6 protein-coding genes are annotated in these 15,260 nt (G+C 61.4%); all 6 read right to left on the minus strand.

From position 1 onward, the window contains the following. Nucleotides 1–217 precede the first annotated feature (217 nt). Nucleotides 218–514, minus strand: a complete 297-nt coding sequence (locus GH665_RS14515) for a hypothetical protein (RefSeq protein ID WP_153136440.1) — start codon at nt 512–514, stop codon at nt 218–220. Between the two features lie 272 nt (nt 515–786). Next, on the minus strand, nt 787–1,593 hold the full coding sequence (locus GH665_RS14520) for a DUF637 domain-containing protein (protein ID WP_246216217.1): 807 nt from the start codon (nt 1,591–1,593) through the stop codon (nt 787–789). Between the two features lie 316 nt (nt 1,594–1,909). After that, entirely contained in the window at nt 1,910–2,989 is a 1,080-nt protein-coding gene (gene xerC, locus GH665_RS14525; RefSeq protein WP_153136442.1) for a site-specific tyrosine recombinase XerC, read from the minus strand. Nucleotides 2,990–2,992: 3 nt separating this feature from the next. Then, entirely contained in the window at nt 2,993–5,359 is a 2,367-nt protein-coding gene (locus GH665_RS14530; RefSeq protein WP_217361879.1) for a toprim domain-containing protein, read from the minus strand. Between the two features lie 285 nt (nt 5,360–5,644). Continuing rightward, the gene (locus GH665_RS14535; protein WP_153136443.1) at nt 5,645–6,262 is read right to left on the minus strand and encodes an Imm52 family immunity protein; all 618 of its coding nucleotides are present in this window, start codon (nt 6,260–6,262) and stop codon (nt 5,645–5,647) included. Between the two features lie 12 nt (nt 6,263–6,274). Continuing rightward, nucleotides 6,275–14,752, minus strand: coding sequence for a two-partner secretion domain-containing protein (locus GH665_RS14540; protein ID WP_246216218.1), 8,478 nt, complete (start codon nt 14,750–14,752; stop codon nt 6,275–6,277). Nucleotides 14,753–15,260 lie beyond the last annotated feature (508 nt).

A 15,260-nucleotide genomic window follows, 5' to 3' on the forward strand; every position in this document is an offset into this window, starting at 1 on the left:
CAAGAAACGCCAGAGTGCGCGTCGTCGCATGCCAGGCATTCCACACGAGCTGGTTTGCCACTGAACGGTTTGCGTTGTCAGCCAACGGCGCTCGTAGATGGCAGATTCGTCGAAACAACTTCCGATGAGGTTGGCAGCGACACTGCGCGTTCGACTGAGCACCTCGCCGCAGCCGCCAATCCGTCGTGTTTGTGGCAACACCGTCCCGTCGCTGGACTTAGCTAAGATCATCCCCGCTGCAAGCGTTCTGCCACTTGTCTACCGATTGCTTTGCGGCAAAGAACCTTTGAAGTTGAACAGGATCACGCTCGAGAATTCCGACGTAATGATGATAGTCACTAACTAGGGCGTCATAGCCGACAAGCGCGGTGATACCAAACGCTTCCAGCAACCTCTGATAGTCACGAACCTGTCCCGTCACACATGCGTGAGTCGGATCGATCGCACCCAGCAACAGTGGCGACAGCACCGCACTCGTCGCCCCGCCAATGGCACCATCCGAGCAGACGATCAAGCGACGTCTTCATGGGCTTTCGTGGCTAGGTATTTCAAGCCAATCCACAAGCCACGCAAAGGGCCCCCACTGCTGCAGCAACGCCTGTCTTTTCGTCAAATAAACGGTCGTCCCGTGATTGTTATAAGGAATAATATTTCCAGTCGTCACATTGGGTGAATGTGGGGCAGTCAAAACATCTCGGTTATATGTTTCGACATTATAAATTAAGCAAACGGCCCCAATGGCTGCGGATAACCAGTAAATCAGACGTCGGAATTTTTCTTTACGCATCAATTTTTCACGCTTCCGATCGGATGAACTGTTGTACTAGGGCGGGTAACCGATCCCCCGCCTCCGAGCCCAAGACCGAACGTAACGCCGCCTCCATAGCTAGATGGATTCCAAGGGGCCTTGGTCGGGTCTTGATACACATCGAAACCGCCATATGGCCCTAATCCGACTCCAAAACTTGCCGTATTGAACGGGCCGCCTAGATCCATAATGGTACCCGCACCGGGATACGACCCCGCGCTAATGCCGATTGAACCAGATCCTCCAAACCCTACGCCAGGTATGTTTTTTTGATTGAACGCCGTGTACCACCCGAAGTTTCCATTGCCGTCTGCCGCCACACCCACCCCGCCTGAGTAGGTAAGGCCGCCCAAAGTCACGCTGCCGGATAATCCAACGTGCACCGCCCAGTTATTTAACGTTTCATTCTGCGCGGCCGTCACCGCGCCCTGCACATTGAACCCGAGCGCGCCCGCCACGCTGCCGCTCACCAATGTTTCAATGCCAGCAAGAGCTGCGGGAGGGATATTGCCGTTTGCGTCGATGACCGGATTCAGCCCAGCCGAGACCGCCCCGCCAATGGCACCGCCACCGCATCCGGTTCCTTCCGCCGCACTGGCCGCACAGCCTAAAGCCGCGTGCGCCAGCCAGTAACCTGGTGTGCCTCGAGCCAGAATCGACGTACTGTCCATCCCGGCATTACCGATCGCATACGCCCCCGCCGCAGCCAAATCGCTAACGGCACTGTTACGCAAGTTCGTCAGGAAGCTGCCGCCTCCAATCGCCGTCTGTAAAACCCCTGACACGGCCCGCGCTTGCAATGACCCGCAACCCTAGACGCCATAAGGCTTTGCAACAGCAAACATCCTGACGCGATCCCACTTCACAAGTTTTTTGCCCCGACGCACTTTTCAGCCGCGCAGCGAAGTCGCTTAAAGAACGATGCGCCGCAGTCTCCCGCGCGCGAGTGCACGAATTCTAACCGTACCGCGACGGCCAGACTATCAAGATTTGTGAAGCCGGTTGACGGCTAAAGGAGAGGCGCCAGGTAGGCGTTTCTCCCGCTCAGGGAGAAACGAGGAAGTGGGCTTGGGGGTAAGACTGGAGGGGTACGCGGCTGGCCTACTCGCCGCTTTCTTCGCCTGCCTCGTCATCGGGTGCAGCCAGCAGGTCGGCCGCCGTGGCCGGTGGCCCGTCTTCGCCGTCGATGGATTTCGTGACGCTGCGCACGAACCGCGCTGGGTGCGTGGCCGTGTGGATATCCTTCAGCGCCCGGATACTGACCCGCGTATAGACCTGCGTCGTCTTGATGTCCGCGTGCCCCAGCATCGCCTGGATGTACCGCACGTCCGCTCCGTTCTCCAGCATCTGCGTGGCCATCGCGTGCCGGAACATGTGGCAGCTGCCAATCGGCCCCAGTCCCGCCGCGCGCACGTAGTCCCGCACCATCCGCGTCATCCGGTTGTCCGAGAACAACTCGCCCGCCACCGTCAGGAACAGCGTGCCGTCATCACCCGCCAAGGCCAGCTCCGGGCGAACCTCATCCCGGTACCTCGCGATCCACGCCAGTGCCCGCTCCCCGATCGGCACCATCCGGTCTTTCCTGCCTTTACCCTGCCGGATCATCAGTGTGCCGCGCTCGTAGTCCACCTCGCGCTGTTGCAGCCCAATCACCTCCATGCGACGCATCCCCGTGCTGTACAGCGTCTCCAGGATCGCCCGGTCCCGGACCCCTGTCGGCGTATCAAGGTTCGGCATGCCCAGCACCCGCTCCATCTCGCCAGGCGTCGGCACGTATTTCGGCAACCGCTCTTCCTTGCGCGGCAGGTCCAGATCCGCTGCCGGGTTGTACAGCAGCCGGTTATTGCGCGTAAGCCACCGGAACCACTTCTGCACCGGCACCGTCTGCCCCGCCTGGTGCGTCGCCGACAGCGGCGCGCCGTTCGCCTTGCGTTTCAGGAACAGGTGCCGCTGGTAGCGCTCGAGGATTGGCCGCGTGATCTCCGTGGGTCGCGTCAGTCCACGCTCATCGCACCACGTCACGAAGTACCGCAGATACCGTTCCCACGTCAGCACCGAGCGCGGCGAGTAGTTCTTTTCCGCAAGCCACTCAAGATAGTCCTTCATCTGCCGGTACAGGCTCTGCGGATCATGCGCCGGGCCAATCGGCGCAAACGGCTCGCGGCGGCCAAGGTTCGGCATCGCCTAACCCTGAACACCGGCAGCTAAAGGAGAAGCGCCGTTTGCATGGTTCGCGTGGTTAAGCGCATTTCGCGCAAACCCGACCGGTTCCGCCGCTTCACCTTGATGGGCATGGCTTTGTGCCGTGTTTTCAAGGTCCGACTGCACGCCGACTACGACCCGACCAGACCCCGACCGCCCGCTCTCTGACCCCGACCAGGATTCCGTATTGGTGAGGTCGCCCGTGCTGCCGGTGAGCTTTTCCGGGTCCAGCAGACCGCACAGGTGTGGGCGGCCATCATCCTCGCCGCTGTACAGCAACTCGTATTCGAACGTGCCGTTGCGCCCGCGATGCGCGATCACGTATTCCAGTTCAACGAGCCGGGCAAGATGGATTTTCAGCTGCGTGTCGCCCCAGCTCGTCGCCGCCCTCACGTCGCGACGCGTGAAGCGGAACGCCGCGCGCGTCTCGTCGCGTATCGTGCATTGCGCCATCACCCAATCGGCCAGCAGCGTCAGCAGGCGCCGCGTCTGCGGCGGCAGCTCATCGAGCGTGCGCCCCAGCACGTCATGCGCAATCCGGTTCGCCAGCGCAATATCGTCGCGCGTGACCTCGATGTATTCGAGCGTCTGGCCACGATGCTGCACGCGTTTCACTTCGCGCTGGTGCTGGTGCAGCAGCGCAATCGAGCGGATCAGCGTCAGGTATTTCACGTGGTCCCGGCGCATGCGCGTCTTGTCGTCCAGGAACGTCAGCAGGTGAGCAAACGGGTTCACAACATGGACCGGCTTCAGCAGTCGCTGCGCGTTGCGGTGCAGCGCCGTGATCGCCTCGCGATCCGCCCCGGCCAGCAGCCCTTCGAGCGTCTGCGCGACACGCTGGCGTGCGTGGATCGCCCGCGTCTGCTCGCGCGTCTCGTTGATCGTCAGCACCAGACAGCGATTTAATAATTCCTCGTCGACGTCGATCGCGGTCGTCGTCAGCATCAGCATCACCGGCCCCTTGACGCGGTACTGCTTCGTCACCAGATTGCCCGTCGCCTCGTCCTTGCCCGTCGAGGCAATCGTCAGCTCGCCGTCCGATTGCAACAGCTTGAGCGCATACGCGGCCTGCCGCACCCCTTCCTCTTCGGCGATCGCCAGGATCTTGTGCTGCAAATCCGTCTCGCCGAGATAGAACAGGCTCTGCCCGGTCATCGCGCTATATTGAATCCGCTCCTCGTCGGGCATCAGGTTCAGCACCGCATCCATCAGTGAGCTTTTACCCGCCGCGCTTGTGGACTGGATCAGGATCGCCAGCGGCGCATCGAGCTTGCGGCTCACCGCCGCGAGATAGCCCGCCAGCAGGTTTGCGGACTCGCCGACGATCCCGCAGCGGTCCATGTCAGCAACGATACGCTCCACGAGATCCGGCGACTTCAGCAGATCCATCGCGCTGCGCTGCTGTGCCTCATCAATCGACGGCGCGGTGTCCTTCGGCGCGAGCGCCGCCGTGATCGCCGCGTCCTGCAACGTCTCGAGCTTCAGCAGCACACGCCCGAGATCGCGCTTCACCGTGTCGTCCTGCGCGCCGAGTTCGGCCGCAGCCTGCCGGATGAACGCGGCACGCTGCTTCGCGCTGTACACGTCGAGCGTATCGACGTGATACCCGGCATCATTGCGCACCTGCACGTTCACCCGCATCTGGTCCGGCCCGAGGTTTTTCTGCCAGCCGCGAATCCGCCAGTGACGCTCGCCAAACGCAAGCAGCAGCTCGCCCGCCGCGCCTTCGCTTGCGACCGGTTCCGCTGGCGGCGTCGCCGGCGTGCTGGCCGGCACGGGCGGCAATTCGCGTGGCAACGCAGGTTCGAGTTCAGCATGGGCGGCTAACAGAGGAGCGGTGTTCGCCGGTTCCGGCGCATGCGCAACGGCAGGCGCTGGCAGCAGCGGCGCGACTGGTTCGACCGGCACCGCTTCTTCTCTAGCTGCCAGTCCGGGCGCCGGGTGGACCACTGCGGCCACACCCGGCCGCTGGCCCTTGCCCAGCCACTCGGACTGTTGCAGCAGCAGGCCCAGGCTCTTTTGTGCAGGCTGAACCTTGCGCGCATACTCGTTCGCATCCATCCCCTTCGGGAACAGCACGCGGAAGCATTCGATGCCCGACTCCAGCAGCTCCGTCGAGAGCTTCTGTGCCGCCGCGTTGCCCGCGTCATCGCGGTCATACGCAATCAGCACCCGCTGCGTACCGTGGCGTTTCAGCGCAGCCCGGTGATCACCGGTGAAGCCGTTCACGCCGTACGCCGCGATCACATTGCGATACCCCGCACACCAGAACGTCATCGCGTCGATCAGCGAACCATCACGACCAATTGCGTCCAGCGAGCGAACCGGCCAACCTGCAGCACGACGCACATCGCGTTATTGCCGACGAGTGGCTACAGCGTGCGATCGCCGGAATTCAGCAAATGCATTGGGACGAAGTTGCCCGCAGGGAAGTCGCGCAAAGGCTGTTTTAGCTCCCGCACGCTGAACGCTCGGCCAGCGACGGATTGCACCAATCGAACGACAGCGCCCTCACGCTCGCCGACGCCATAACGCACAAACCCGGCGCTCGGGCCGGGTTCGGGTCTCTGCGGCTGTCCGGATAAAAACCGGCGCAAGGCGGCTATCCTGCAAGATCAAAGGATGAGAACCGATTCACATTGAAGGAAGAAACAGATGCCCATGCTCTAGCTCCTGTTTTAATGAATTCTTCGGTATATCATCGGGCACTTTCATTGATGAATTCACATATAGTGCCCTGTCTAGAAACGGACCTGCATCAGCGTGCAGGTCCAATGCAGAGCGAGACGCGATGATAGCCCAGTCCGGATTCCACGCTTGAGCCAAGGCGGTTGCTACTTGTCGGACTTGATCGAATGAAGTTGTATCAAAGCGTGACGGAAGCTTAAGAACGATCGCATTAGACAATCCAGCTACGGCTGAGTACAGCCCACACTTCATCGTCAAAGACGATGCTTCTTCATCGCCCCCACCGTTCCAAACGGAAATGCGATATCCCAACTCGTCAATAACTTCGCCGCCGACGTCCCTTCGATTACGCCCCTTCATGAACAATTCGGCGAGTGCATCCGTTGACAGATCAATGGGCACCGCCTGCGTCGCTTCGGAACGACTACGGCCTAGCGGACGCCAACCTTTCAGATATTCGGAGACCTGCGAAAGCGAAATGAAGAACTGACCTGCACGGCAGGCACAAGCATCGACTGGCTCACGCCGTGGGCCCCAGTAAGCAGCAGCAAGGTAGGTTTCCAAAAGCGTCGTCCTTTACTTTGGGGGCTGGTAAATAACAGAAACTCCTTTAATGCCTTCGTCACTCAGCAGGTTCTTGATCGCCGTGGCGGCTGATGGCTCAGCCACACTCCATTGGATCGATTGGCCCTGAGCTGCAGCAACCTGACGTTCTGCTTGGTCAATGAGGCTATATTGACCAGCAAACCAAGGTTGGAATTCGCCATTGCTTCCAACGAAATTCGCGTATCCCGGTCCCTTGGCATCGAGTAAAGTCCCGTCAGCACTTATGCCGTCGAATTTTACTCCGTTGACAACGTACGCCTGTCCCGTAACGCCAGTGATCTGCGTTTGGTAAGCCTGTGCTTGTGGTGACATTGACTCATTGACAGGTGTCCAATTACCGCCTGCATTGCTGGTGCTCTGTCCGGTCGTGCTGTTGCCCGAGCCACTACTGCCCTCGCCGTTCGACAGAATCGCATTGCTCGGCATATACCCCGGCATTCCCGGCGCAGCAACCGGAGGTGTTACGACACACCCGGCTGGCCCGCAAGCCACCAACGGCGGCGTCACCACCGCTCCGCCTGTAGCAGGCGGATTGCCACCGTTGTTCGCACCAGCGATCTGGTTGTTCGGATCTGCGGGCGGCGTCTGCCCGCTGTTCGCGTTCATCAGACCGATGAACTGGTTGCCCATGTTCACCGCGCCCCGCCCTGCACTCGCAAGCTGACCGCCAATCCAGTCCGTCGCATCGTTTGCTGCGCCAACAGCAGCCTGGATATGGAGCAGTGAAGCTAGGTCGTTGTTCAATGCCTCGTTCTGCGCCCATGTCGCGCCCGACGCCGCGTTCTGCCCGAGCGCCCCGGCCACGCCTCCGCCCGCAAGCATGGCGATGGCCGCGATCGCTGCTGTCTGTCCAGCGTCCGGTGCAGTTCCATTCGGATCGATACCGGCCAGCGCGAACGGTGTCACCACCGCACTCGTCGCAGCCCCCAGGGCTCCACCCGCGCATCCGTTGCCTTCGGCGGCGCTTGCTGCACATCCGAGAACTGCATGTTCCGCAACGTTCGCAAACGTCAGCGGATCAGTCCCACTACCGATCGCGTAGGCACCCGCTGCCGCAACATCGCTGACCGCATCGTTTTTCAGATTCGTCAGGAAGCTGCCGCCACCGATCGCAGTCTGCACGCCAGCCTGAATCGTCGCTTCGCCCGCAATCCCCGCGCCTTGCGCGAATACCGTGCTCGCCGTCACCTGCCCAGCTTGCGGCACCAGCGCATTGCCGACACTCTGTACGCCCGCCAGCGACGCAAGGCTGTCAGGTGACGCGGTCCACGTCCATCCCGGGGTGCCGTCACTCACCGTAATGCCGTTGGTCAGCCCTGCAGTCAGGAATGCCGTAGCACCACTTTCAAGCATCGAGTTCAGACTGAACGAGCCATTCGCTGCTTGTCCTAATGCGCTGCTCGCCATCCCCGCGATGCCCGCCGACAATGCAATATTCCCCAATCCCGCAGCGACCGCCGGCATCGCCACGCCTTCGGTCGTCGTCGTGGCGGCGGCACCCGCCGCGAATGTGCTGCCTGCGTCAGCACCCGCCCCTATAGCGGCCGACGCAGCCCCCGCCGTCATAACCGACGCGACCACCATTACAGCCAGCATCCCGATCGTCTGGAACATCCCCTCGCTGTCCGCCAGCGACGTCACATCAGTATGCAGATCGTTCTGCACCGTCGACTGCGTAAAGCTGCTGCCCAACTGCGCCTTCAGCGCAGCCAGTTGCTGCTGCGTCCCCGCCGCGTCAACCGTGCCATCCGCGTTGAGCTTCTGCAGTACGCCACCAATCTGGTTCACCGCATCGACATTCAACTGGTAGTTGCCAGCCGACATGAAACCGCCCTGCTGCGCGACGGTGCCCGTGGTCGTGATCAACTCATAGAGATCGGGGACGTAGGTGCTTTGCGTCCCGATGTCCGTCGAACGCTGCTGGTTCGTCAACGAACCCGCGTTGACCGTCAACGTATCCGTCGCCGTGATCGAACCCGTATTCGTGATCGCTCCACCGTTCGACGCCGTCAGCGTGACGCTCTGCCCGCTGATCGTCCCGTCGTGCTGAACTACTGCATAGTTCTGCGGCAGATACACCTGCGGCATCAGCGCATCAACCGTCGGGCAGCTCGCCGTCCCGGTGGCGGTACATCCCGGCTCAGGCACGCTCTCTTCGACATACCAGAGCATCGGCTTGTCGAGTGCGGCAATCTGGCCCTGCGTCAGTGCTGTGCCAAGCGCAATGTTGTTCGCCTCGGCATACTGGATCGCGTTACCGTACAGCGCTTTCTTTTCCTGGTCCGTGACGGACGACTGCTTCGTGTTGTCATAAGACAGCCCACTCACGAAACTCGCCTGCCCCGTCTGCGCCAACGCAGCCTGCTGCAACAGTTGATTTTCCGAGAACGGGTCGTAGTAGAACTGTGTGGTGTTCGGTTGCAGGCTCGCCGGCAGATTGGCCAGCAACTGGTTCGGCCCGATGTTGCCAATCACCAGTGAAGCCGGACTGTTGACCAGATAGTTGATGTTGGGGGCGCCGCTAGTGGCAGAAGCGCCCGTCGCTACCGTGATACCGGGCGACACGGGCGGCGGCGGAGAACCCAACTCAAGGGCCGGGGCGGTGATCGACCCTGCTGCGTTGCCCGGAGCAGTGACGCCTGTGGACGTGCTGCCCGCTGTGCCCAGCGATCCGCTGGAGTTGGCCGCAATACCTCCCGCAACGCCTGATGCGCCGGCCAGGCCGCTTCCGATGGTCACGATACCGCCAGCCAGAATCGCCGCGTTTGACGCAACGACCGGGGTACCCACCGGCCCGAGCGGAACGAGCTGACTCGAGCCGGTCGGTTGCGGCGTATAAACAGCCGGCGACGTCAGGCCATTAACGAGCGTTGCACCCGTCAACGCCACCTGCTGTCCCAACACGTTGCCGGAGTTCTGCAACTGGCCGCCAGCAGTCACCGATAACGACGGGGCCTGGATCGTGCCCGACAGGCTCTTATATGGCGTAGGCGGCTGAACGCTGTCGCCACCGTGATACGCGCTGCCAAACAGCGTCGAACAGTTTGCCGCGGTTCCACAACCGAAGTTGTCCGGCGGTTTCGAGCCGCCGATCACAATGCCGTAGAAAGCATCGTGCCAATAGGCGTTCAGCGTCTGGTCCTGGTTCGTCACCGTCGACGTCGCCGCGATAGACGCTTGTGCGCCCGCCGTAATCAGGCTGCCCGTGTTGACCAGCGTGCCCACGCTGAACGACAGGTTACGGTTGGCCGTGATCGTCGATGCATCGCCCGACTGCTGGTCGGTGAAGGCGTCGCAATAGTGCAAATTGGCGCCGCTACAACCGGCCACGGCCGTCTTGCCGAAGTTCTGATATATCTGAACGGCCGCTGATAACGTGTTGGTCAACGCAGCGGTACTGATCGCGATATCGCGACCCGCCTGAATATTGCCCGACGTATTCGTCACACTCGCCGACTGCGTGAGATTGGTCTGCGGATTGCCCGGATCGCTGTTGCCGCGCGTAGTGCCCGCACCGCCCATCACCACATCGCGGCCGGCGAGCAGATTGCCGTACGTGTTGCTCACGGTCGGCGCCGCGATGATGAGGTCGCGCCCGGCGAACACCGTGTTGTTCGTCTGCGTGTAGCTGTAGCTTTGCGTGACGGTCTGGTCGCCGTAGATATTCGCGGCATCGTTGCCCGGACCATACGTCGCGTAGAAGTGCAGGAGCGCCGCGTAGAATTCGGCGTTCGTCATTGCGTCGGTAAAATCCTGCCCCGGGCGCTGATAGTTGATGATTTGGTCCGGGTACGAGATCACCGTTCCCAGGTAACCGCATTGCCCTACGGAGACGCCGGCCGCACAGCCTGTCTTTGACGTCACGGAATCAGTGTGATAGCCCTGATTCGTGAAGCTGCTCGCGGTGACGCGCATGTCCTCCACCGCGTACAGCCCCCCAGCGTTCGTCAGCCCGCCCGCGGTTCCTGTCAGAGACAGATCCTTGCCGGCAACAATCTGCCCGGCGTTCTGGTTCGTATAGACGGTGACCGTGGAGGTCTGCGCTGCCGGCGGGGCGCTCGTCGTGAGGATATTCGCGGAGGTCGCGGTATAGTTGCCGGGTGCCGGGTTGCCCTGATCGTCGATGGGTTGAAGCATTGGGGCCAGCGTCCCCGCTGTATAGGCCGCCTTAAGCTGCGTCAGGAAAGTTGCGTACGCAGCGCTATCTATACTGTCCGTAATCGTTGAGGTTGCCGCGTCGCCGCCGTTATCGAGCGACGCCACGTTCAACGTGATGTTGTTCCCGGCGGAGATGGTGCTGCCGTGGTTGTTCAACGCGCCGGTAGTGATCGACAGGTCGTGTCCGGCGGCAATCACGCCGGCCTGCCCGGTGGGCTGGGTCGTCGTCGTGGTCTGCGTGACCAGGGGCAGCGCGATACCGTTGAACGTCCCTCCGCTCAGATCGGCCGCCGTAACATCCGTCGCCGAAGCTGGCTGAAAATCGCCGATGCGCCCGGTGAGCGAACCCGAGTAGGTGTTGGTCGAACCGTCTATCGGGTTTGTCGTGGAACCCGAGAAGGTCAGCGATCCGATCGCCGTCGATAGAAACGCCGATCCCATTCCCGCCGCAGCAATGGTCGTACTCGATGTCGTCGTGGTCGTCGTGTTCGCGCCGGCCCTGCTATTGTTCACATCTGCGGCATTGATCGTAATGTCGTTCTGCGCGGTGATCTTGCCACCGACATTCGTCAGATCCCCCGACAGATTCGCAGTCAGATTACGCCCTGCCCCTGTCGACGCCCCACTGTTGTCGTAACTGCTGCCGTTGAGGTTGACGTCGCGCACGGCGCTGACCGTCCCCTGATTGGTCGTCGCGCCGTTGAGATTGATGTCCTCATTCGCATGGATCGTTGCGCCCGCCTGATTGACGATCGTGCCGGACAGGTTGACGTCATTGCCTGCGCTAATCGTGCCGCTATTGATCAACGTGCCGTTGGTCGACAGTGTGATGTCGCCCGCTTTACTGATCGTGCCGCTGTTGCTGAAGCCCTGCGTCGCGCTGATGGCTACACTATTGCCGGGCATGGCCCACGTGCCGGAATTGTTGAGTTGCAGCGTGTTGATCGTCAGCGCGTTGCCGAGATTGAACGTGCCGCTCGATGCCGCGGAAGGATCGAACGCCTGGTTCAGCAGGTTCAGCGTCAGATTGTGCTGAGCGAGAATCTGACCACCGGCATTGTTGAATGTGCCGTTGCCGCCCGTCACGGTGACCGTCGCGTCGCCCGGCGTGCCAGGGCTCGCAGCACTGGTACTGCCTGCAAAGATCACGCCGTTATTGTTGCCTGCCAGACTGCCGGTCGTCACGTTCAGCGAATTCGTCCCGATGATCGCGCCGCCGTTGTTCGTGAGCGCGCCATTTGCCGTAACTGCTGTCGTCAAGCCGGCAATCGATCCCTGGTTGTTCAGGTTCGTCGCATTGACGGTCGTCGCTGCGGTAGAAATCAGGCTGGCGTTGGCCGCATTCGTTACGTTCGCGCCGCCAACCGTCAGTGCGCCGCCCGCAAGCACGCTGCCCGTGTTCACGACCGCGCTCACACCAGACAACGTGGCCGAGCCTTGAACGAGCGTCTTGGCGCCAGCCGTCGTCAACTGATTCGACGCGTTCGCACTCAGATTCCCGCCGATCAGCGCGTTGCCCGTCGTCACGTTGACACCGGATAGCGTAGCGTTTTTCACTACGTTCAGTTGCCCGGCGGACAGGTCAAGACCGTTCTGCGCGGTCGCCACGAGGTTGCCCGAAACGGTGGTCGTGCCTCCCGTGCTGACGTTTGAACCGGTCAGGGTCGCGTCGCCACCAACCTGCGTCGTGCCTGTCACCGCGAGATTGTGGGCTGCTGCCAATGTTGCGTTGCTCGCGGAATTGAGACCGCCCTGTGCGGTGAGATTGCCGCCTTGGGCCGTCAGCGCGGTGGTCCCGAGACTGGTCACACTCCCTGTCACGGTGAGATTGCCCGTGGCCTGCGCATTGAGGTTGCCACCGCTCAGGACCGCGCCGCTAACCGCGGCGTCCCCGCCATTGGCTTTGAGCGAGGCATTGCCCACTGCGGTTGCTGCACCCACTGTCAGGCTGGTGCCCGCAGTCGCGCTCAGATTGCCGCCCGTTTGCAACGATCCGGACAAACTGATCGCCTGCCCCGCGCTCAAGGTTGCATCCGATCCAAAGCCTGCCGTGCCGCCACCCGACAGATTGCGTCCCGCGCTCAGATTGCCTGTGCCATTGCCGGTGATCGCGCCTGAGACGATTGCGTCCGTGGCGGCATTCACCGCTGTGTTGCCACCGGTAGCGAGCGCTCCGTCGACTGTCACAGCACCGCTCGTTGCAGTCAGCGTCGTATTGCCCACCACGCCCGCGCCGCCCACGGTCGCATTGTTGCCAGCCGTAACAGAGAAATTACCGCCAGCTTTTACCGCTGCGGCAAGGTCAGCGTTGCGGCCCGCAGTGACGATCGCGTCCTGCCCAAAAGTCACGGTCCCGCTCGATGACACATCGCGACCGCCGCTCAGCTTGCCTGCCTTGTTACCCGCAATGCTGCCGGCAACGGCCACGTCTGTTGCGGCACTAACGGCGGTGTTTCCGCCGCTGAGGATTGCACCGTTGATCGTTGCAGCGCCACCGCTAGCTGCGAGCGTCGTATCGCCTGCTGCGGCCGCAGAACCCACGGTCAAGTTATTGCCCGCGGTCACATTCAAGTTTCCGCCTGCCGTCACGGCGCCGGGCAGGCTAACGTTCTGGCCGGCAGTAAGGGTCGCATTCTGGCCGAAGCTCACGGCGCCGTTCGCCGTGAGATTGCCGCCCGCGCCCAACACACCCGTACCATTACCTGCCAGGGTGCCGGAGACATCAAGATCGGCACCGGCGTTTAGCGCCGTGTTGCCGTTTGCCGCAACGTTGCCGCCAAGCGCCATCGTCTGACCGGCAGTGGCGCTGAGGTTCCCGCTCGTCTGCACGTCTCCTGCGGTCGTTACGTTGCCGCTTTGACCGACCAGTGTGAGGTCGCTCGCCGACGACACGCGACCATTGACCGTCGCGCTGCGCTGCGCGAGAACCTGCACGGTGCCGCCACCTGAGACAGCGCCGTTCACAGTTGCATCGCGAGCAGCGCTCAGCGCGATCACGCCGGGCGCAGACACGGCGCCGCCGATGGTCATGTCACCATTGCCGGTGCTGCCGGTCGTCGTCATCGACAGGCTATTGCCTGTCTGCACCGATCCGACCGACATGTCGGCACCGGCCCGAAGGTTGATGCTTCCATTGGACTGCGCCGTGCCGACGTTCAAGCCACCGCCCGCAGTCATGTTCAGGTCCTGCACCGACTGCACGGACGCTGTCGCTGCGGCGATATCCCCGGTTGCGCTGACGGTGTATTGATTCGCAAGGTTGCTGCCGGACATGGACACTTTGCCGGCGCCACTCAGACTTGCCGCCTGTTGCGCATAAGTTGCGTTCACCGCGATGTCACCGTTCGACGTAACGGTGAGATTGCCTGCTGTCGCCGTCAACGCGCCCTGCGTATTCACGCCCATGCCAGCGGCCGTCGAGACGATATAGATCTGGCCGCTCGTCACCGATCCGTACTGGTTGGCGTCGATGGCTGTTGCGTTGTTTCCGATCGCGGCCGCCGTATTGACCGCGCCGTTGGATGCCGTGCCGTAGTTCGTGCCCGATACATCAGATGTCGTCGGGCTCACGAGCTGATTACCCGCGACCAGGTTAATGCGCTGATCCGCCCGCAATGGTGCCTTCAGACTGATCGTCTGCGCGATCACGTCGATATTGCCAACTGTGCCCTCGATGCCGGCCCCTGGACCGTTTACTCCGGCAGGACCGTTGATCGACAGATTGCCGGACGTCACGTTATAGGCAAGCGAACCCGCGTGAGCAAAGTCTGTGGATGCACCTCCGACACCGGTCAGGAATTGCGGCGTGCCCGTGGTCAACACCAGGCCCGTCGCGTTCGTCAGCGAGAGCCCGTTGACGGATATTCCGTTTGGATTACTGACAATGATCGAAGCCGGACTGCCGAATACCTCAAGAGGACCAACCAGCGTCGAAGCGGGTCCGGTCGTCGTGACCTGGTTGACGATCACGCTCGCGGCACGGCCGGTGAGATTCGGGTTGGCACCAAGCGTGCCGCCCAGCAGGGGCGTCCCCGATGTGAGACTGTTGTTGAGTACCAGCCCGTTGCTGTCGATATTGAATGACTGGTAGCTATTGACGCTAATACCGTTGGCGTTCGGCGCGGCGATATTGACCGCCGGAATACCGGTACTCGTCTGGGTAATGGCAGGTTGAAACGGAATAGGTGCGCGCGGGTCGACGATCGGCGCTGCATGTGCGACCTCGTCCAGCATCAGCACACCGGGCAGCAGATAGGTCACCACCGCCATGACACATGCGGTCGCCTTCATCCATAGCGGTCGCGACTGCGCCGCCACACTGCTTGACGTTACACCAAAAATTTTTGCCTGCCGCGCCGCCTCTATCTGGGCGAGTCGCTGCCTGCTCTCACGAGCACCCCGTAGCATTATTTTCTTATCCGAATTTATTTTTTCGGATCGAATCTTACCGAATCTTCCGACGAATGAAGATCAGTAAATGCTTGGCTGTCTTTTTCAAGACACAGATTTACGATGCATTAATTCCAGATGCATAGCCTTACATTTGTATTTCAATTTTAATTTAAATTTCAAAGATGAAGTTTGAAGCCGGCATATCGATTGGACTTAACAGTGAGCGCAAAGTCAGCACAACGCGAAAGTGGGTTCGCGAGCAAACACCACTTCTGCCAATAATTTTGCCTACTTCTGATGATTGCCCCTGCTGTCGCACATGGCCCAGACAGCGCAGCGGCATCTTCCACGGCTACGGTGTCCGTCGATACAGGACTCGTTACCGTCCTCAAGGGCGCAATCTGGG

This window comes from Paraburkholderia agricolaris (assembly GCF_009455635.1).
Lineage (GTDB): Bacteria > Pseudomonadota > Gammaproteobacteria > Burkholderiales > Burkholderiaceae > Paraburkholderia > Paraburkholderia agricolaris.